The 19810-nt window shown below is 42.2% G+C and carries 17 protein-coding genes; 6 read left to right on the top strand and 11 right to left on the bottom strand.

All coding sequences use genetic code 11. The features are described from left to right. Positions 1 to 221: 221 nt before the first annotated feature. Together ACMHKH_RS11505 and ACMHKH_RS11500 are read right to left on the bottom strand one after the other, a co-directional pair. On the bottom strand, positions 222 to 1289 hold the full coding sequence (locus ACMHKH_RS11505; protein WP_413520783.1) for a disulfide isomerase DsbC N-terminal domain-containing protein: 1068 nt from the start codon (positions 1287 to 1289) through the stop codon (positions 222 to 224). 318 nt (positions 1290 to 1607) lie between these two features. Next, a complete protein-coding gene (locus tag ACMHKH_RS11500; RefSeq protein ID WP_413520782.1) occupies positions 1608 to 2312 on the bottom strand; it encodes a pseudouridine synthase in 705 nt (234 codons plus the stop codon). A 196-nt stretch (positions 2313 to 2508) separates the two neighbouring features. Between ACMHKH_RS11500 and ACMHKH_RS11495 the strand changes: the two genes are divergently transcribed. The 3 genes from ACMHKH_RS11495 (at position 2509) to ACMHKH_RS11485 (ending at position 4861) form a co-directional block, all read left to right on the top strand. Beyond that, complete coding sequence (locus ACMHKH_RS11495) at positions 2509 to 3105, top strand: YigZ family protein (RefSeq protein ID WP_413520781.1); 597 nt, start codon at positions 2509 to 2511, stop codon at positions 3103 to 3105. A 128-nt stretch (positions 3106 to 3233) separates the two neighbouring features. Beyond that, entirely contained in the window at positions 3234 to 4286 is a 1053-nt protein-coding gene (locus ACMHKH_RS11490; RefSeq protein ID WP_413520780.1) for a YheT family hydrolase, read from the top strand. A gap of 32 nt (positions 4287 to 4318) precedes the next feature. Then, positions 4319 to 4861 carry an acyl-CoA thioesterase gene (locus ACMHKH_RS11485; RefSeq protein ID WP_413520779.1) on the top strand — a complete coding sequence of 181 codons (543 nt, stop codon included), beginning with the start codon at positions 4319 to 4321 and terminating at the stop codon, positions 4859 to 4861. A gap of 52 nt (positions 4862 to 4913) precedes the next feature. On the opposite strand, the gene ACMHKH_RS11480 is transcribed toward ACMHKH_RS11485, so the two are convergent. After that, positions 4914 to 6983: a hypothetical protein gene (locus ACMHKH_RS11480; protein WP_413520778.1), complete on the bottom strand. Its 2070-nt coding sequence runs from the start codon at positions 6981 to 6983 to the stop codon at positions 4914 to 4916. Beyond that, on the bottom strand, positions 6973 to 8163 hold the full coding sequence (locus ACMHKH_RS11475; RefSeq protein WP_413520777.1) for a hypothetical protein: 1191 nt from the start codon (positions 8161 to 8163) through the stop codon (positions 6973 to 6975). The genes ACMHKH_RS11480 and ACMHKH_RS11475 overlap by 11 nt, the downstream gene beginning before the upstream one ends. A 202-nt stretch (positions 8164 to 8365) precedes the next feature. Here ACMHKH_RS11475 and ACMHKH_RS11470 point away from each other — a divergent pair, with 202 nt between their 5' ends. Continuing rightward, positions 8366 to 9409, top strand: a complete 1044-nt coding sequence (locus ACMHKH_RS11470; protein WP_413520776.1) for an NAD(P)H-dependent flavin oxidoreductase — start codon at positions 8366 to 8368, stop codon at positions 9407 to 9409. 103 nt (positions 9410 to 9512) lie between these two features. Here ACMHKH_RS11470 and ACMHKH_RS11465 read toward each other — a convergent pair whose 3' ends face one another. Then, positions 9513 to 10460: an alpha/beta fold hydrolase gene (locus ACMHKH_RS11465; protein WP_413520775.1), complete on the bottom strand. Its 948-nt coding sequence runs from the start codon at positions 10458 to 10460 to the stop codon at positions 9513 to 9515. Between the two features lie 336 nt (positions 10461 to 10796). Here ACMHKH_RS11465 and ACMHKH_RS11460 point away from each other — a divergent pair, with 336 nt between their 5' ends. Continuing rightward, positions 10797 to 12296, top strand: coding sequence for an MATE family efflux transporter (locus ACMHKH_RS11460; RefSeq protein ID WP_413520774.1), 1500 nt, complete (start codon positions 10797 to 10799; stop codon positions 12294 to 12296). A 112-nt stretch (positions 12297 to 12408) separates the two neighbouring features. Here the strand turns inward: ACMHKH_RS11460 and ACMHKH_RS11455 are convergent, their stop codons facing one another. Then, positions 12409 to 13140, bottom strand: coding sequence for an aspartate/glutamate racemase family protein (locus ACMHKH_RS11455; RefSeq protein ID WP_413520773.1), 732 nt, complete (start codon positions 13138 to 13140; stop codon positions 12409 to 12411). Positions 13141 to 13285: 145 nt separating this feature from the next. On the opposite strand from ACMHKH_RS11455, the gene ACMHKH_RS11450 reads away from it, so the two are divergent. After that, the gene (locus tag ACMHKH_RS11450; protein ID WP_413520772.1) at positions 13286 to 13540 is read left to right on the top strand and encodes a DUF2798 domain-containing protein; all 255 of its coding nucleotides are present in this window, start codon (positions 13286 to 13288) and stop codon (positions 13538 to 13540) included. Here the strand turns inward: ACMHKH_RS11450 and oppF are convergent. From oppF to ACMHKH_RS11425, 5 genes are all read right to left on the bottom strand, one after another. Next, positions 13537 to 14565, bottom strand: a complete 1029-nt coding sequence (gene oppF, locus ACMHKH_RS11445; protein WP_413520771.1) for a murein tripeptide/oligopeptide ABC transporter ATP binding protein OppF — start codon at positions 14563 to 14565, stop codon at positions 13537 to 13539. The two genes, ACMHKH_RS11450 and oppF, sit on opposite strands and share 4 nt — an antisense overlap. Positions 14566 to 14568: 3 nt before the next feature. Next, positions 14569 to 15714 (bottom strand): oligopeptide ABC transporter ATP-binding protein OppD, encoded by a 1146-nt coding sequence (oppD, locus tag ACMHKH_RS11440; RefSeq protein ID WP_413520770.1) that lies wholly within the window; start codon positions 15712 to 15714, stop codon positions 14569 to 14571. Between the two features lie 26 nt (positions 15715 to 15740). Further along, complete coding sequence (gene oppC / locus ACMHKH_RS11435) at positions 15741 to 16646, bottom strand: oligopeptide ABC transporter permease OppC (protein ID WP_413520769.1); 906 nt, start codon at positions 16644 to 16646, stop codon at positions 15741 to 15743. A gap of 90 nt (positions 16647 to 16736) precedes the next feature. Continuing rightward, positions 16737 to 17657, bottom strand: a complete 921-nt coding sequence (oppB, locus tag ACMHKH_RS11430; RefSeq protein ID WP_413520768.1) for an oligopeptide ABC transporter permease OppB — start codon at positions 17655 to 17657, stop codon at positions 16737 to 16739. A gap of 174 nt (positions 17658 to 17831) precedes the next feature. After that, positions 17832 to 19505: an ABC transporter substrate-binding protein gene (locus tag ACMHKH_RS11425; protein ID WP_413520767.1), complete on the bottom strand. Its 1674-nt coding sequence runs from the start codon at positions 19503 to 19505 to the stop codon at positions 17832 to 17834. Positions 19506 to 19810: the final 305 nt, after the last annotated feature.

Here is a 19810-nt window from a genome sequence, read left to right as displayed (position 1 = left end):
ACCCATTAAAAAACCGCCACATAAATTGCTTATGTGGCGGTTTTTTTATCATATCTTTCTTAAATGTAGCCGCTCTAACTTAAAAATAATATAGTGCTGCTGGGATGAATTTTTCGAAGCCTCTGCAGTGCAAAGCGCACAGCAAGCGAGGAAAATTTATACCAGCAGAATATTATTTTGAATCTATCTTTTTTATAGCAGACTTACTATATCTATCTGCGCTATTGCACACCCAAAAACTCTAAAAATTCAGGACTCTCAAAGCTTGCTTGAAATAGTACGCCATCTTCACGATAAATAGCAGGCGTTGCCATGACGGCGAGACCTGCCGCTTTTTCGCGATTGGCTGTCACACCATTCGTTTTGCAAGTTGCAGGTGCTGGCGTCATTTTGCCATTTAGCATCGCCTGATCAAGCGCTTTACGGCGACCATCCTCGCTGGCTTGACACCATATACCGCGCATTTGCTCAGGCGACTCTTCATAGATCGGATAGCCAATGGTTTTTACCGTCACGCCTTTTGCATTGAGCATCGGTAGTTGCTTATGTAGCAAACGGCAATATGGGCAATTGACGTCCGTTGCCACATAAATAACCGCTTTTTCAGGGCTGGTTGCTGGATAAGTAATCAGCTGCTGACTATCTAATGTGGTAAATACAGATTGATTCTTCAGCTTTTCAAAGTCGCTATCAAGTCCAATAAACTGACCGTTTTCGATGACAGATATCTCGCCATCGGTAATATATTGCGCGTCGTCCGATAGTAAAAATGGTACACCCTCTAAGGTAGCGCCCCAAATAACGCCTGGTACAGCGGTATAAAAGAAAGGCGTTTTGGCACTCATGTTTTTAAGCGCGCCCATATTTGATAGTAGATCAGCTTTCAAGCTCGCACTAACCGGCTTGCCGACTTGGGCACTGTTACGCTGCGGCACCTTGGTCATTACCCGCTTACTTGGGTTCTGTTGTAGCTCACCTTGAATAACATATTTACCATCTTCGGTAATATGTAACGGCAGCTGCCCAGCTAAATTAACCTGATACATATTGGGCAGTTTAGACGGTACGATAGAAGTGATTTGCGTTTTGATACCAGCTTGAGTAAGCAGCTCACGTAATTGGCCGTCAACAGCTTTGCTAACGGTCGCTTTTGTATTCTGGATACTTTGGCTATTGTTCTGACTTGCTGTTTTATTGGTCATGTCAGTGGCGCTCGGCTGCGCACAGGCAGTGGTTGCCAATAAAACCACGCCTATCAAACTTGCAGATTTTAATATAGGGAATTTCACGGAAACAGTCCTATTTGTTTTTTCATAATGATCGTTATTTACCCTTGAATATTTAACAAAAGAGCAGTAAATAACATTATGTAAAAATATAGATTAAAAAGATGAGCCGACTGTATCACAAAGAGGGTTTTTTCAAAGGTTTAACGGTTTAATTTTGCAAAACTGCTACTGAGCTTTAAGAGATAGGCAACACAAATAAACATTTAAGCGAAATGTGCAAAAAAATAGGTATAAATCCCTGATAACAAAAAGCAGCTCACTTTTCAGTGGCTGCTGATTTTACAGATATGCTTTCTAATTTATTTAGAAATAAAAAAACTAGAACTTAGCAACTTCTTCAGGTGTTAAAAAGCGACTATCGCCTTTCTCCAAGCCGTCTAAAGTAATATGACCGACACTGGCGCGATGTAGCTCAGCCACTCGATTGCCAAAGTAACCCATCATACGTTTTACTTGATGGTATTTACCTTGCTCAAGCGTCAAACGCGCATGAGTCTCGTCAATGAATTCGAGCACAGCAGGTTTTGTTTCTTCATGGTCGCCTTCTAAAAGAATGCCTTCAGCGACTTCTTTGACTGCATTGGCTTGCGCCGCTTCATCCATTGCATCAGCCAAAGTCAGCTCATAGATTTTGGCGTGTTCGTGCTTAGGACTGGTGACACGGTGCAACCATTTACCATCATCACTCATCAATAATGCGCCAGTCGTATCAACATCAAGACGCCCTGCAATACGTAAGCTACCAAGCTCTGGCACCGCAATCAGCTCAGTGACAATAGGATGCTCTTTTACTTTCAGCGTACATTCAAAGCCTTCAGGCTTATGCAATAGAATATAACGACTGCCCGCAGCGACCGATAATGGCTCGCCCGCCCAAATCACATCGTCATTGACCACATCAACATGGACACCTGGATCTTTGATGACCTGATCGTTTACCGTCACTTCACCAGCGTGCAGAATTTTTTTGGATTCTTTACGCGACAACTCAGTGGCTTTACTCAAAAATTTATCTAGACGCATACTCTTTACTACCATCCATTTTATGATAACCACTTTCAATCAGAAGCCAACGCTGCAAACTATCACAAGTTTGTTGTTGACTATCTTCAATGCTTAGAAGTGGTACTATATTAAAAAATTAAATGAACACTGCGCCAAATACGGACACAGTGAAAGTTAGACAAGTTTACCATATCCAACCCAGACCTGATGAAATATGAGTTATCAAACGTTAAAACAAGCCGTCACTGCCCGCTTAGAAATTAAGAAATCTGAGTTTATTGCCTATGCTTATCCAGTTACTTCGCGTGAGCAAGCAATGTTTCACGTGGAACAGCTACGCGAACAGTATGCTGATGCACGCCATCACTGCTGGGCGTATATCATTGGTGACCCCAATAATACCACTAGCGCCGGCTTTAATGATGATGGCGAGCCCAATGGTACCGCAGGACGACCGATACTAAATGTCTTGCAGCACAAATCTATCGGCAACGTCATTATTATCGTCGTGCGTTATTTTGGCGGTATCAAGTTAGGTGCTGGCGGCTTGACCCGTGCTTATGCAGGCTCTGCGCAAGCGGCTGTCGATGAGATGGATTTGCAGCCTTATATAGCAATGACGCAAGTACAAATACTGGCAGAATTTGCCACTGAAGCCCAGTGTCGCTACGTGGTAGAAAGTCTAAACGGCAGCATTGATGACGTGACTTATAGTAAGCAAGTAACCTTGACCGTGACGCTTGCTGAAGCAAACATCGATAGTTTAAAAGAACGTCTGGCGATGGATGGTCGGGTACTAGATGAATCGTGAAAATAATTGAGTAACCATGCGTTCACTGAGCATTCACTAAATCTTATTGGTTTTGGCAATAAGCGTCGGTATGATAAAGCTCTGATTATTCACAACGATTTTTAATAAACATAAAATAAGACGCATATATGCCAACCTCAAAACCGACAAAACCATTCGCACCTGCTCCTTTCAAACCGCCATTTTGGCTAACCAATCCGCATCTGCAAAGTATCCTTCCTAAGTTTTTTGCGCCCAAAACGCCCACTTATCGACGCGTGATTAAGCAAGACTCACTTGCCGAAACAGACATCGCTTATGATTTTTATGATGCCTATCCTGTCGAGCATGCAGGAAATGGTGCGCTTGAACAAACGCCATTAATCGTCCTATTTCATGGGATGGAAGGCAGTAGTGACAGTCATTATGCGCGCGCTTTGGCGTATCAAATGCACGCTCAGGGCTGGCACTTTGTGGTCGCTCACTTTCGCAGTTGTGGCGGTATTCCTGCTAATGGCAGAGTTTTTTATAACGCGGGTGATACCGATGAAGTGCATCACGCGCTGCAAAACCTAAGTCAGCAATACGCCAATATCTATGCAGCTGGGGTGTCACTGGGTGGTAATGCTTTGGCAAAATATATGGGCGAATATAGTGACGACGCAATCTGCCAAGGTGCGGCTGTCATTTCTGCGCCAGTTGATATGTCATCGGCGGCGCTTAGCATGCACGGCTTTTTGAGTCATCGTATATATACTCCCTACTTACTCAATCCCATTATCAAAAAAGCCTTAGCCAATGACATTACTCAAGATGAGATCGACTCAATCAAAGCGGTCAATCGCATCAGTGATTTCGATGATATCTTTACCGCACCGCGTCATGGCTACCGCTCTAATAATCATTATTATCAAGCCTCATCAGCCCTGCCTTATTTGATAGACGTAACGAAACCATTGTTACTCATTAGCGCCAAAGACGATCCTTTCCTTGGTTTTACTGCTACGCCAAATGATGTGTCTGACAGTGTCACTATTTTAGATACTGAACACGGCGGGCATGTGGGCTTTATTCGTTATCGCGCTGATAAAGACAAATCACCGCATCTTTATAAAAAATCAAGATTTGATATCAACTGGATACCCGAAACCGTTAGCGCTTATTTTGAGTCTATCGGCGTAGCATCTAATAAAATTAAATAACTTATAATCTAAAAATACTTTGAGACTGCTTTATGTATCCATTTATCCGTTATGCCAGCACCATCGCTCGCGCCGCGCTACAAGTCAAAAAAGGCAATACCTTAACGTTTAAAGATACCAGTGAGATTAGTTTTCGCTGTCGTCTGACGGACATTGACAATTTCTTAGAGATGAATAATGGTCGCGTGCTCACCCTTTTTGATATGGGACGTACTGATTTTGCGGTTCGTAGCGGACTTGGTAAACAGCTCTTAAAGCAGCGTTGGGGTTTGGTCGTCGCTGGCAGTACCATTCAATATCGAAAGCGCATTCGTGCCTTCGATAAAGTCACCATGAAGACCAAAATCGCCGGCTTCGATGAGCGCTGGATATATATTGAGCAATCGATGTGGGTCAAGGGTAAGCCTTGCTCATCGGCGCTACTGCGCACGGGTGTCACCGAAGGTGGTAAGGTTATCGAGACCGCACGGGTACTAGCGGCAGTCAAGCAAGCAGATTGGCAATTACCACCGAGCGGCTATGTGGCAGAATGGATTGTGAGTGATGCTGACCGTCCGTGGCCGCCGAAGAGTTAGCTTTAACGGTTATAACTTAGTATACGAAACTAAGTTATAACCGTTGTTTTATCTAAGCGTACTTAACTCGATACTCTTCGACCTTTTGTAGTATTTCATCTACTGTTCCCTTTAGTTCTGGACCCATACGTAGATATTCTTGTTGGCGTTCGTCTTTGAAAAATGAAACTGTGGCGTAATAAAAGGGTTTTAATTCTTCTTTAAACTCAGATTCTGTAACCATGTTAAAACATATTTCAATTTGTCCTTTTGAGAGCAACATAATAATTATATTTTCAAAAAATATATAGAACATGTCTTCATTGTCTATTTTTGAAAGCTCTTCTAAAAAGTCAACTTTCTTCATTTCCTCATAAAACGATTTAAAACTTTCGAAATCATTATTCCATAAAGAATATATACAATAAGAATGCACAATTGCTATTCGACCCAATTCAATATCTACGTTCTTTATAACTTCTGATAATATTGTATAAAAAACTTTCTTATATTCATAGCAATTGTTATTGAACACAATAGATAATAGATATGAAGCTTCAAGTGGAGCAAAGTTAGTTTTTTTGAAAAGCTTTAAGCCATAAACTTCTGGGATAAACTTTTCTGGATTTGCTAAAAATAATGTATGTAGATTAAATAGGTAATCTCTTATGGTTAGCTTGTTAAAATTATCTTCGAGTAACTGATAAGCATTTTCTATTTCATATTTATTAATAAACTCTCTCAATGGTAATTCTATATTCTTATACTCACTATCTTGATAATTTATTATTCCTACTTTAGCTTCAAATTTCATACTATCTACAATCGATTTTTTAATTTCACTATCAATTTTTTTTGAAGCCAGAAGTGCATTGAAATATACATCAGATACATTAATTTGATTATTTTCAATATTAAAAGCCGCGTTTACAAACCTTTCCGATAACTCTCTTTCATCACACCAGCTCTCCAGAAACCTTGTAAGCCATAATACCCGACGCTTATCCGTCTGATTACCATAGCGCATCAAATACCAAATATTAAAGAATCTCTCTTTTACAATGTAAAGATGGTTCTTGGTATTAGTTTCAATTTTATCGACTATCCATTGCTGCTGTAATTTTACTAATTGCGCTGATACTGTCTTGCTAGGTAAGCGGGTTTGTTCTGCAATTTCTTTGGTGCTCATTGCATCCCAATTCATCGTTATTGTATGCACAATCGCTTTTTGCTGCCGCGATAAGTCATCCATTCGATGCTTGTAGAGTGGCGTTGTCTTATCAATCGTTTCCTCTAAATAGGCGTAACTACTTTCTTTTGCGCCTTCCATGATAATTTGGAATAGCAAAACAATGGTACGGGGCACACCGTCTGTAAGTCGTCTGACTGCTTCAATACGTTCAGGATGTTCGTTGATAATTTCTTCAATAGTCTTTATCGATTCTTCATTAGTTTGCTGCGCTAAAGAGCGCAGTAGCTCATGCATTTCCGTTTCATTAATTGACTTTAAGTTAATCAATTTGAAAAACTGGTAGAACGGAGCTGATACATCAAAATGTGCTTCTAGTGATTGGCTTGAACCACCAATAAGGCGAATATGCGGTTGTAGACTTAACACTTCACGCAGCTGAGCATGCTCAATATCGTCAAAATCCTTAAATAACTCCCCTAGATTATCAACAAAAACGATGATTTTTTGCTTATTTTTATCTAAGTAATGTTGTATCAGTTCCCAAGCAACTACCGCATCATCTTCTAAGCTCAAGACTTGTTGAAACAGCTCTGAATACAACTGAGCATCATGTTCTGCTAGCTTTTCAGAGATACGCAGCCAAAAAGTAAATAGCGATAATATACCGTACTCTTCTTCATTCAATAAGATAGGTATCAGCCATTTACTTAATTTTTCATCTTCAGCAACTTCATAGGAAAGACGAGATAATAGAGTGGTTTTACCTGCTCCTCTTACGCCTTGAATAAGGTAATGAGTCTCTGGATGAGTCATTTCACTCGTTTGAATATCCTTCCAGATGCGTTGGTATTCTTTTTTACGAATACTAAAACTTGCTTTTAGTAACTGAGCATCTATATTTTGAGTGTTATAAAGTAAGACTGAATGGCTTTTTATATTATTATCTTCCATAACGAGTCCACCAACGTTTTAATAAAGGGGAGGTAAATTGATAAGTATTATCTTCTGTTTGATTGAAAAGATAGCCTTCGTGCTTAAGACAAGTCAATACGTAATTGGCATTAACGTTATCTTTATACTCTGCATGTTGGCTTAAGTTAAAAATATCGGCGTATGGTAATGATTCGTCATGGTCACAAACAAGCGTTAATATTGATTCAGCGAATAACTTTTCTTGCTTTTCTAGCCGATTTAAACGTTCGCGCCAGTGAGAAAACTTTGTCTTCGTCTCTTGCTCAAACAGCTGTTCAACACAATTTAAAATGTCCGACTCTTCCAGTAGATGGCTATCATCATAGTTATCAACTATTTCTTCGCAAACTAAAGCAAGGTAGTAAGGCATATTCCAACCCACTTGCTTGATGATAATCTCTTTTAAGTGGTGAGTTATTATCCGTTCCGAAGATTTACTAAAATAAAAATCGATAAATTTCTGAGCTTCTATGTCTGATAAAGGCTCAATCGTTGTATGGACGAAAACATTAATCAAATTACTAAGATTGAGTTTCTTGGCTACTGTATCCAGTCCGATAGAGCCTGTGAATATAAAGCGTACTTTCTTATTAAAGTTGACGTCTTGGCACATCTCTCTGATACCTGATAAAAACTTAATAGCTACTATTTCGCCATGCTTTTTATGGATATTAATGAGAGCATCAGGGAATTCATCAATAGCGATTACTAGAATAATATCTGTCTCCTTCAAACTGTCCATTAATACTTGACGAATAACGTCTGTATCAATGATAGGAGGTTCATCACTAGTCTTTTTATCAGCTGCTAGCTTTACTCCAAACGCCTCTATTGAAAAATCAATTGAGAGTTTACTGAACCAGCCATTTAATTTATTAGATACATTGACAGTATTAGTTACAAACTCTGACTGTGTAATGGACTTCAGCAGTTTCATATAGAACTCTTGTGCGTCCGTACAATCTTGAACATAGCTGTATATAATGGCATAACCAGGTTTAGGGTTATCTTTCAAATGATGTAACAAAGAAGATTTACCTACACGTCTTGGAGCAAGTAGTAGCAAATGGTCACCTTGAGCAATTTTTCGCCATATTCTTTTTTCATCTTTCGGGCGTGGAAAATAATTATTTCCGTAAACTATATTTCCTGTACTCATCTTAATATCTCTACTTGACTACAAATTAATAGTTATAATACTTAACTACAAAAAAGTAGTCAAATAATTTAACTACAAACTTGTAGTCAAAACCTATTTCTTTTATTGAATAACTAAATAAAAATTCTCTAACACGCACGGCGCTCAGCTTTGTTAAAGTAAGTATGGTAAATTCTTCAATAAAATAAAAAGGACGCCCGTCATGACCTTACTTAATACCTTTGATTTAACCTACCCTATCGTTCAAGCACCGATGGCAGGAGCAACCACGCCAGATCTGGCGGCGACGGTTAGTAACTTTGGCGGACTGGGGTCATTGGGTGGAGGTACGACGGCGCCAGAGGTTTTAAATGACCAAATCAATACCCTTAAAACCCTAACTAATCGCCCTTTTATGATTAATTTAATGGTGTTGTCTGAGCATGACTCTACTACTTTGGATAGCGAAATTCCTACTTGGCTCAGTAATTACTATCAAGAAAACAACATAGAAGTAGCGTTACCTAAGCATCCAGCACTAAGTTTTGCCGAGCAGCTACAAGTGCTCTATGACAACCCTGTTCCAGTTGCGAGTTTCACCTTTGGCATTATCAGCGCCGAGCAAGTTCAGTGTTTAAAAGATTTAGGTACGCGCGTCATCGGTACTGCTAATCATCCACTAGAAGCGAAAGCTTGGGCAGATATTGGCGTTGATGCAGTGTGCGTGCAAGGATTAGAGGCAGGAGGACATCGTGGTGGTTGGTTGCCACAAAGCGCAAACGATCCATTGGGATTATTGACATTGATTAGTCAAACGCGCGCTTGCACCAATATTCCTTTGATTGCTGCGGGCGGTATTATGACGGCACAAGCCATCAAAGCAGTACAAACTGCTGGTGCCGAGCTTGCACAATTAGGTACGGTATTTTTAACCACCGATAAATGCGGTATCAATGATATCTATAAGCAAGCACTACTCGATGCCAGTGAAGGTAAGCGCAGTGCTGAAACACGACTAACACGATTATTTTCGGGTAAGCAGGCTCGTGGTTTATTAAATGATTATTTGCGTAACTTTGCTCAATTTGAGAGCGCTCATGAGCTACCACCTTACCCACAGTTAAATGCCATGACTACGTTTATGCGTGCTAATGCGAACAAAAACCTTGATGCTGAACATCAATCTTTATGGGCAGGACAAGGCGTCGCTTTGGTCAGACAAGAGCGCACAGTTGAACTGCTAGAGCGACTGGTAAAAGAGTTGTAATTTAACCTAGCCTACGCTACTACAACCTTATAACCAAAAAAAGAAACACCAGATCAACTGATGTTTCTTTTCTAGTTTTAAACAAACCTTTCAACCTAAATGACTATTTATTTAGCCCTTCACGAAACGCTTTATAATCTTTAGCAGTTTCTTTCACTGCCTCAATCATCGGTACATGACCGATTTTTGGCATCGTAATCACTTGTGATTGTGGGATGATTTCTTTTATTAGCGTCACTGTTTCAGGCTTGATGACCTTATCCTCCTCACCCCAAACGACCAGCGTTGGAATATTATATTCAGCGATAACCTTAGCGCGCTCCTCAACATTATCTTCAACTATTTGCGCGAGTATTTTAGATTCTAGCGCTTTATTAGCGATACGCTCTTGGGCGAATACGGCTTTGACGGACTTAGGAATATAAGGCGGCTTAGACATCACAAAGTCATACATTTGATAAAAGTCTTCCTTTTTATTAACCAATAGCGGATTGTTCTCAAGAGTTGCACTCTCCAAAGACTTCGGCACACCCACCGACCAAAAGCCCGCGCTATCTATCAGCCATAGGCTTTTAACTTCTTTAGGGTACTTCGCCGCATAAGCAACACTGATCGCGCCGCCCATCGAATTACCACCAATATGAATGTTAGATGCTAAGCCTTTGGCTTGTAATAGCTCGTGTAAGCGCGTTGCTTGCGCCTCCGCGCGGTAATCTGCCGCCATCGGTTTGCTAGAGTCACCAAAACCTAACAAATCAGGAATGATCACATTATAGTTCTCCAACTGCCGAGCAATACGAGTAAAGTTGTCTTTATTACCGCCAAAGCCATGAATCAATAATAAAGGCTCGCCCGCTACATTACCGTTTTCAGCATAGACCATTTTCTCACCAGAGCTTAATGTCAGCGCTTTTACCGCTAAATCAGATTTTGAGCGTTCATACTGAATAATCTTTTGAGTGGTATTTACCGCCAAGGTATTGGGCGCGGTGGTACAGCCAACGACTGACAGACTGAGTAGAGACGCAAGGCCTAGGCGTTTTAATAGCATCGAAACATCCTTGTTAATAGTTGGCAAAATGAAGTAAAGAACATCATCCTAGCACACGCTTATTTTAAGTTTAAGCGCTCATAGTAACTGTCCCTCCCTATAAATTTCTCGACAATCGCCTAAAAAAATGTCAGGCAAATAATCATAGCGCTTACCGAGGGATTACAGCTCTAATAAAGACGGGATAAAATTTCTGGTTTATGATAAGCACTTTCGTTTAATCAATCCTAGTTCATCTAATTAGCCCTGAATACTACAAAAGGATAAACATTGAGTAAAGCAGCCACCTCCAGCCATAACCGGCGTGACCTGACCGAAGGTTCGATTGCCAAAACGATGCTCCTGTTTGCATTGCCCACCCTTGGATCATCGGCGCTACAGTCATTAAATGGCTCAATCAATGCTATTTGGGTGGGTCGGTCTCTGGGTGAAGAAGCATTGGCAGCCACGGCGAACGGCAACATACTGATGTTTATACTGATCTCCTTCGTTTTTGGTTTCGGTATGGCCTCTACTATTTTGATTGGTCAGGCCATGGGTCGCCGCGATGATGCCACGGTCAAAAAAACCATGGGAACGGCGCTGGGTAGTATTATTCCGATAAGTATAGTGGTATCGGCAGTAGGGTGGATATTTGCGCCGATGCTACTTGATTTGCTTGGTACGCCGCAAAGTGCTTTAGATCTTGCTCTGACCTATCTGCGGATGATTTTCATCGCGATGCCGGTCACCCTGACCTTTACGCTGATAATGATGGCACTACGCGGTACAGGCGATTCGACGACGCCGCTTTGGTTTATTATTATATCGGTTGTTATTGACCTGATTTTGACGCCAACGCTTATTTTGGGTCTAGGACCATTTCCCGAATGGGGTATATTTGGTGCGGCTTTCGCAACAGCCGTTGCAAACACGCTAGCGCTGATTGGTATGGTCGTCACCATGTACGTGCGTGGCTCAGTGTTGACCCTTAATTTGCCGGAGCTGCGCTTTCTGCGCGTAGATCGAGAAATCCTAAGGTCAATGTTCTCAAAAGGCTTACCGATGGGGCTACAGATGATCGTTATCTCTTCGGCAGCGTTGACCATGCTGGCGCTGATTAACCGTGAGGGGGTACAAACGACAGCCGCTTACAGCGCCACCCAACAGCTTTGGACATACGTACAGATGCCTGCAATGGCGCTAAGTGCGGCGGCCAGTGCGATGGTTGCGCAGAACATCGGTGCCAATCAATGGCACCGAATTGCAGGAATCACGCGCTGGGGGCTTATTTTTAATCTGGTATTGACCGGCTTTATTATCATGCTGTTGACCGTTTTTGATGAAACCGTTCTAGGGCTTTTCCTCGGTAGTGACAGTGAAGCGGTGCCAATCGGGCGTCATATTCAGTTAATGGCAACATGGGGTTTTATCTTTTTTGGCATAGCGCAAGTACTATTCGGCACCATGCGAGCAAACGGCTATGTGATTTGGCCACTGATAGTCATGATAATTTCAATGTACCCAGTGCGTCTTGGATTTGCTTTTGGGCTTTATCCATTACTTGGAGAAGATGCACTTTGGCTATCGTTTCCAGCAGGCATGATGGCTACCGCCTTTATGGGAGCGGGACTATATCTGTATGGTGGATGGCGTCAGGGTAAAAACATGCCTGCAGAAGAGGCTGCGCAAAGGTCTGAAGAGTTTCGCGCGCAGACAGGCACCAGTGCCTCGTTTCGTGATATTTTGCCGACGACTGTATGGAAGCTGTCACCTTTACGCCGTATCACAATGTTGCATCGACGACTTCATAGACGACTGCACAGACGCCGTATGATAAAAAAGAATAAACGATAATAGCGTGGTTTATATATAGAATTTCAAACGGGCTGCTTTTGCTTATTAGTATGGCGAGTACATTATTAATAATACTTGCCTACTACTGCAAGTAGCGAAACTCATTTTACCTTTAACTAGACTTTGCATTGCCTAATAAAAACTGCACCGCTACCGCCGCATGAATCGTGGTGGTATCAAATACAGGAATCGGGCTGTCTACTTGTTTAATGAGCAGTCCGATCTCGGTACATCCTAGGATGACACCCTCTGCTCCTTGTTTAGCTAGGCTTTCAATCACTTGTTGATAATACTGCCGCGAGCTGTCGAGTAATTGCCCTTGGCACAGCTCATCATAAATAATACGATGAACTTCGGCGCGCGCATCGGTGTATGGTATCAGCACTTGCAAGCCCGCATCAATCAAACGCTGTTTATAAAAGTCCTCAGTCATAGTGAACTGTGTACCGAGTAAGGCTATCTTGGTTAAACCTTGTTGTTTAATCGCATTTGCGGTCGCATCCGCGATATGGATCAGTGGCAGACTGGTGGCAGCTTGTACCTGCTCTGCTACTTTATGCATGGTATTGGTGGCGATTAAAATCCCATCTACACCGCCCGCTTTTAATCGTTTGCCACTGTTTAACATGATATCGCCCAACTCTTCCCACCTGCCTTGAGCTTGCAAGGTGGCAATCAGCTCAAAGTCCACGCTATGAATCAGCAAATCTGCTGAATGTAAGTTGCCAAGCTCAGCCTTGATACCTTCATTAATCAATCGATAATAGCTTTGGGTACTCTCCCAACTCATGCCGCCAATAATGCCTAACGTCTTGTTTTTTGATGTGCGTTGCTGTGCTGACATGTGACTTCCTTTCACTTTTATCATTATTTTTCGACCTTGGTAGTGATAATAACCAATTTACCAATCGTTGAACACGCTATATGATGATTAACCATAATCCTAATTACTATAATATTAATTATCATAATGCTGCACTGAGTAAACCATGACTGATACAAGAACCTTTAAACTGCGTACCCGCCGCAAATATTACCGTCTTATTTTTACCGGTCTGATGGCAATGATGATGTCACTTATTATCTCATCTGCTCTAATACTCGTTAAAGTAGGGTTCATCGATGGCTTCTTTATAGAATTAATGCACTCGTGGGTACTAGCCTTTGTCTTTGCGTGGCCGAGCGCCTATATCTGTGCTTATCTGGTGCAAGAACACGTACTTAGTCGGATTGAGTTTTATTAAACCATCTCAACCTTATTCTTTAAGCAGGCGACTCTATGGTCTAAAGCCCCTTCTAATATAGGTTTTGTTTGAGCACATTCGCTATCTGCTATCGGACAGCGGGTTCGGAATACACAGCCTGATGGTGGATTGATTGGACTTGGCAGCTCGCCTTCTAACAGCTGAATGGTTTTATTGCGCTCAGCGATAGGATCGGGTAATGGAACAGCAGACATCAATGCTTGGGTATAAGGGTGGGTCGGATTGCCATATACCGCTTCACCTGTACCCAATTCGACAGCATGTCCCAGATACATGACCAATACTCGATGGGCTATATGTTTAATGACGGATAGATCATGAGCAATAAAGATAAGTGATAGACCCATTTCTTGCTGTAGGTCTTGTAATAAATTGATGACCTGAGCTTGAATAGAGACGTCAAGGGCGGAGACCGGCTCATCACAAATGATGATTTTAGGTTTTAATATCAGCGCGCGGGCGATACCAATACGTTGGCACTGACCGCCAGAAAATTCATGTGGATAGCGGTTAATCTGATTCGACAGCAGCCCAACCTTTTTCATGATGGTGCGCACTTCATCTTGTACGTCAGACTTTTTCATTTCTGGATAATAAGTTTGTAGCGGCTCTGCGATGATATCGCCTACTGTCATGCGTGGATTGAGCGAAGCCAGCGGATCTTGAAAGATCATTTGAATGTCTTTGCGTTTTATTCTCATGGTCTTTTTGGAAGCACCCACTATCTCTTCGTCACCGAACTTAATACTGCCAGCATTGGCACGTACCAAGCCAATAATCGTTCTGGCTAGCGTTGATTTGCCACAGCCAGACTCTCCTACTACCCCTAAAGTCTCCCCAGGGAACAGCTCAAAAGACACACCATTGACGGCTTTTAACGTGTCAGGCTTTTGCCAAAAGTACGTTCCTTTTTGCTTGATATTAAACGTAGTATGGACATCTTGTACTTGTAATAGCGGGGCCTGGCTTTTATCTTGAGACATGTCTACATTTGCTAATGTCATGCTCTAACCCTCCAGCTTTGATAGATTATTAATGTCTGTTGTGATGCCCTTTGCACTGCCGTTCACAATGTACGCTGAATCATGCATTTGCATTTCAGGCTGCCAATGGCAAGCACGTTGACGCTCATTAGGCAAAAACTCAAGCGGCGGCGGTACATCACGGCAGATATCCATAGCGTGTGTACAGCGCTCATGAAACGGACAACCAGTTGGTAGATGAAGTAAGTTTGGCGGACTACCAGGAATGGTCTCAAGCTTGCCTTTTTTATCATCCAGACGCGGAATAGCGTTTAATAATCCGATAGTATAGGGATGAGAAGGCGTATAGAAAATTTCTTCCGTTTCTCCATACGCCATCGTACGACCAGCATACATGACTAGCATCCGATCGCAGATACCAGCGACGACACCCAAATCATGAGTAATCATAATAATCGTGGTACCAAAGTCGCGCTTTAGCTCATTTAATAACACCATAATTTGTGCTTGTACCGTGACATCAAGCGCTGTCGTAGGCTCATCGGCGATAAGTAGCTTCGGGCGACAAAGCAATGCCATCGCAATCATAACCCGCTGACGCATACCGCCTGAAAACTCATGCGGATACATACCAATGCGGTTTTTGGCCTCAGGGATTTTGACCGCGTCTAGCATCCGTATTGACTCTGCCCACGCGTCCTTTTTACTCATGCCTTTATGTAGGGTCAATACTTCAGCGAGCTGATCGCCTATTTTCATATAGGGATTGAGCGAGGTCATCGGATCTTGGAAGATCATAGCGATTTGCTCAGCACGTATTTTGTTCAAAGCTTTTTGTGATAAACCTAGCAGCTCATTACCTTCAAATTTTACAGAGCCGGTAGTACGACCATTTTTTGCCAGCAGTCCCATGATAGCGAACGCCGTCTGCGACTTACCAGAACCTGACTCACCGACGATACCCAAAGTCTCACCATCATGCAGATTAAAATTTAGGCCATTAACAGCGGTCACCAAACCATCTTCGGTAGTGAATTGCACCGATAAATCTTGCACTGATAATAAGCTACTCTTTTGCTGAGCCTGATTATTAAGTGCTGAGTCAGCGCCTATTTTACGGATAGTAGCTTCTATTTTTTTAGGTGAACTGTCCATGTCTTGAGTTGCCATAATGTTGCTCTCCTAGCGATATTTGACTAGCGGTCTTTCGGGTCAAACGCATCACGTAGACCATCGCCGATAAAGTTAAAGCAGAATAAAGTAATGACCAAAAAGGCTGAGGGAATTAGAATCTGCCAAGGTGCGACTTGCATTGTCTGCGAGCCTTCTTGCAATAACGCCCCCCAACTGGTCATAGGCTCTTGTACCCCCAGTCCCAAAAAGCTCAAAAACGATTCAAATAAAATCATCGTCGGCACCAGTAAAGAGGCATAAACCACCACCACTCCAAGTACATTAGGGACGATATGACGCAGGATAATATTAAAACCTGATACCCCGCCGACATGTGCCGCTTCAATAAACTCTTTACTCTTTAGGCTCAGGGTCTGACCACGGACGATACGAGCCACATCAAGCCAAGAGACCAGTCCGATAGCGACAAAGATTAAAATAAGGTTACGGCCAAATATAGTGACGAGCAAAATCACGAAAAACATGAATGGAAAGGCGCTTAGAATCTCTAAAAAGCGCATCATAATCATATCCACTTTACCGCCAAGATAGCCTGATGTTGCGCCATATACCGTACCGACCAATACTGCCACCGTTGCGCCAGCTATACCGACCAATAAAGAGATACGACCACCGACTGCGGTGCGCACCAGCAAATCTCGACCAAGCGAGTCAGTACCGAAATAGTGCTTATTTTCAATCGAAGGCGCAGCTTGCATAAAGTTCCAATCGGTTTCTGCATAGCCAAAAGGCGCAAGCATAGGCACAAATATGACAAACATACCGACAAGTAATAAGATAAAAAAGCTGGTTACCGCCGCTTTGTTTTGATAAAAACGGCGCCAGGCATCCTGCCATAGGCTACGGCCTTTAATCTCTTTAACAGGCAGATTCATAGCCTCGATTTGCTGGTCTACGAGAAGGCTCATAGTCGTCCCTTTATTAATCTAATTGATAATCTGATAGTTATTGTTTAAGTAATCAGTGGTTTTTGAGCAACAATGTATATCGTCTAAGCATTAATACTGAATTTTTGGATCAATCATCGCGTATAAAATATCGACAATCGCATTAAAGGCAATGGTTAATACGCCGACCAAAATGGTCAAACTCAGCACCACACCGTAATCACGATTGAGCGCCCCATTGACGAATAATTGCCCGATGCCGGGTAGCCCAAAGATCGTTTCAATAACGATAGAGCCGGTAATAATCCCCACAAAGGCAGGGCCTAAATACGATATAACTGGCAGTAACGCTGGTCTCAGTGCATGCTTCATAACGATTTGGCGCATGGGCAAACCTTTAGACTTAGCCGTACGGATATACTGACTATTCATAACCTCGATCATCGAACCACGCATAATTCGGGCGATACTAGCGACGTAGGCTAATGCGAGCGCAGTGACGGGCAATATCAGGTTTCGCACTGCCCCATCATTCCAGCCGCCCGCAGGTAACCACTGCAAAATAATCGCAAAGATAAGTACCAATAACGGCGCTTTGACAAAGCTTGGAATCACAACCCCTGTCATCGCAAACGCCATCAATAGATAATCAAGCCACGAGTTTTGCTTAAGCGCGGCGACAATACCAAGGATTAATCCTAAGACCAATGCCAAGATAAAAGCATACAAGCCAAGCTCCATGGAGACAGGAAACGACTGCGACAATAGCTCATTCACGGTATAGTCTTTATACTTAAACGATGGGCCAAAATCACCCATCGCCAATTGTTTTAGATAATTGACATACTGTAGCCACATGGGATCGTTAAGATTATATTTGGCTTCGATGTTGGCCAATACGGCGGGCGATAGATTGCGCTCAGACGTAAAAGGACTGCCTGGCGCTAAACGCATCATAAAAAAAGACACGGTTATCAAAACGAACATAGTTGGGATGGCTTCTAAAATACGCCGAAAGATGAGCTTTAGCATAAGGCCTCTTTTTATAAGGTTCCTGTTATAAGGATGCCTATTTTTAACGTGCTTGTTTTTAAAATACTTGTTTTCAACGTAGCTGCTGCTACGTTTTTAACTCAAATAAATAGGCGCTATAAGTCAGAATCCATCTTCTTTATAGCGCCCACTAGAGTTATAACGATTTAAGTATTAATGCTTAGCAATAGAGATATCTTTACCTTGCCAATTACCTAAAGGATCTTTATCTGAGAAACCAATAACATAAGGTTTGACTAAGCGAGGGCTCACATAATGATAGATATTGAGTAGTCCCATATCTTGATCGAGCTGTGCTTCCGCTTTTTGATACAAGCTGGCACGCTGCTCAGGTGTCACGCCCGCTTTTAGCGTTTGTGCCATTAGACTGTCAAAATTGGCATTGGCATACTTACCGTAGTTGCCACTGTTGTCAGATTTGGCGATATTTAAAAAGGCTGAAGGCTCGTTATAATCAGCACACCAGCCAGCACGAGCGATTTGATAGTTGCCGTTACGGCGAGTATCAAGGTAGGTTTTCCACTCTTTATTGGTCAAAGTCACATCGACAAACCCAAGCGCTTGCTTCCATAATGAAGTGGCGGCAACCGCTACTTTTTTATGGTTGTCATTGGTGTTGTAAAGCAGCTCAAAGGCGAGCGGATTACTCTCGTTATAACCCGCTTCGTTCAGTAGTTTTTTAGCCTCTGCAATGCGCTTCTCATTATCCCAAGTGGACCACTCTGGGGTATTTACTACCTTGCCATTGGTCGCCTTAGGTGTGAGCTGATAAGCGGCCGTTTGACCTTGACCGATAACCTTTTCTGCAATGGTATCGCGGTCTAATGCTAATGCTAATGCGCGGCGTACTTTTGGATTATCAAAGGGAGGCTTGACGGTATTAAATTCATAGTAATAAGTACAAAGATAAGGTGATATTCTGAGCTCATCACCGTTTTGCTTCTTCAAGGAAGCAAATTGCTCGGTTGGAATCTCATTGTAGGTAACATCAACCTCACCAGCTTGATAGCGTGCTACATCGGTTGTACTAGAAGGAATCGGTAGCATAGTGATGGTATTGAGTTTTGTATTGGCATCGTCATAATAAGAAGGATTACGCGTCAAAACGAGCTCATCATTAATCTTCCATTTGCTGACCTTATAAGGACCATTAACCACAATATTGGCAGGGTCTGTCCATTTATCACCGAATGCTTCGATCGTTTTTTGATGCACAGGCTTGACTGAGTTGTGAATCAGCATATCTGGAAAATAAGGTACTGGCTCTGATAAAGTGACTTGCAGGGTCTTATCATCAATTGCCTTTACACCAAGCGTATCAATACCAGCTGCGCCTTCAACGATTTTATCGGCACCGACCACTTTGGCATCGACCAAATAGCTTGAATAAGGTGACGCGGTATTTGGATCGACCAAGCGGCGCATGCTATAGACAAAGTCTTGCGCAGTGACCGGATCTCCATTTGACCATTTGGCATCACGCAATTTAAAGGTCCATACTTTATTATCGGTACTTTCCCATTCGGTTGCGATTCCTGGTATGGTTTTGCCATCTGCATCCGTGTTGGTCAAACCTTCAAATAGTTGGCGACCAATATTAGACTCAGGTACACCGGATACTTTATGGGGATCAAGCGACTCAGGTTCAGTGCCATTATTGACGACCATCTCTTGAGTGTCCGCTAATACGCTTGGATCAATATTGGCTGACGAGCTGGCATTATTATCAGTTGCCATATTGTCACTACAGCCTGTCATAAACATAGCAAGGGCAAGAGAAGTGGGCAAGAATACAGCTGTACGAAGGGAGATAGGGTTGAGGGTCATATAACATCCTAGCGGGAAGAAGACAGGCTATTCGCCTAGTCTTTTATTAAGTCCATTTAAGTTTAGTATCTATTATCTATGTCGTTGAAGGTCTAAATTAGCAATTGCTAGCACCTATTCTCAACACAGTTTAGAAAACTATTGGTAACATTAATAATAAAAAAAGTTATCAATGTCAACAGCATTCGGGTCTATATCGATAGTTTTAGACGTTATAGAGTTTTAGACATAATAATATTAGTCAGTAAAAATGATTGAAAACTCTACGAATTTACAATTTTTTGTATAGGTTTGACCCTTTTTAC

Source organism: Psychrobacter glacincola (assembly GCF_965118485.1).
Lineage (GTDB): Bacteria > Pseudomonadota > Gammaproteobacteria > Pseudomonadales > Moraxellaceae > Psychrobacter > Psychrobacter glacincola_D.
The sequence above is the reverse complement of the archived record's forward strand: the minus strand, read 5'-3'. Positions and strand labels throughout refer to the sequence as shown.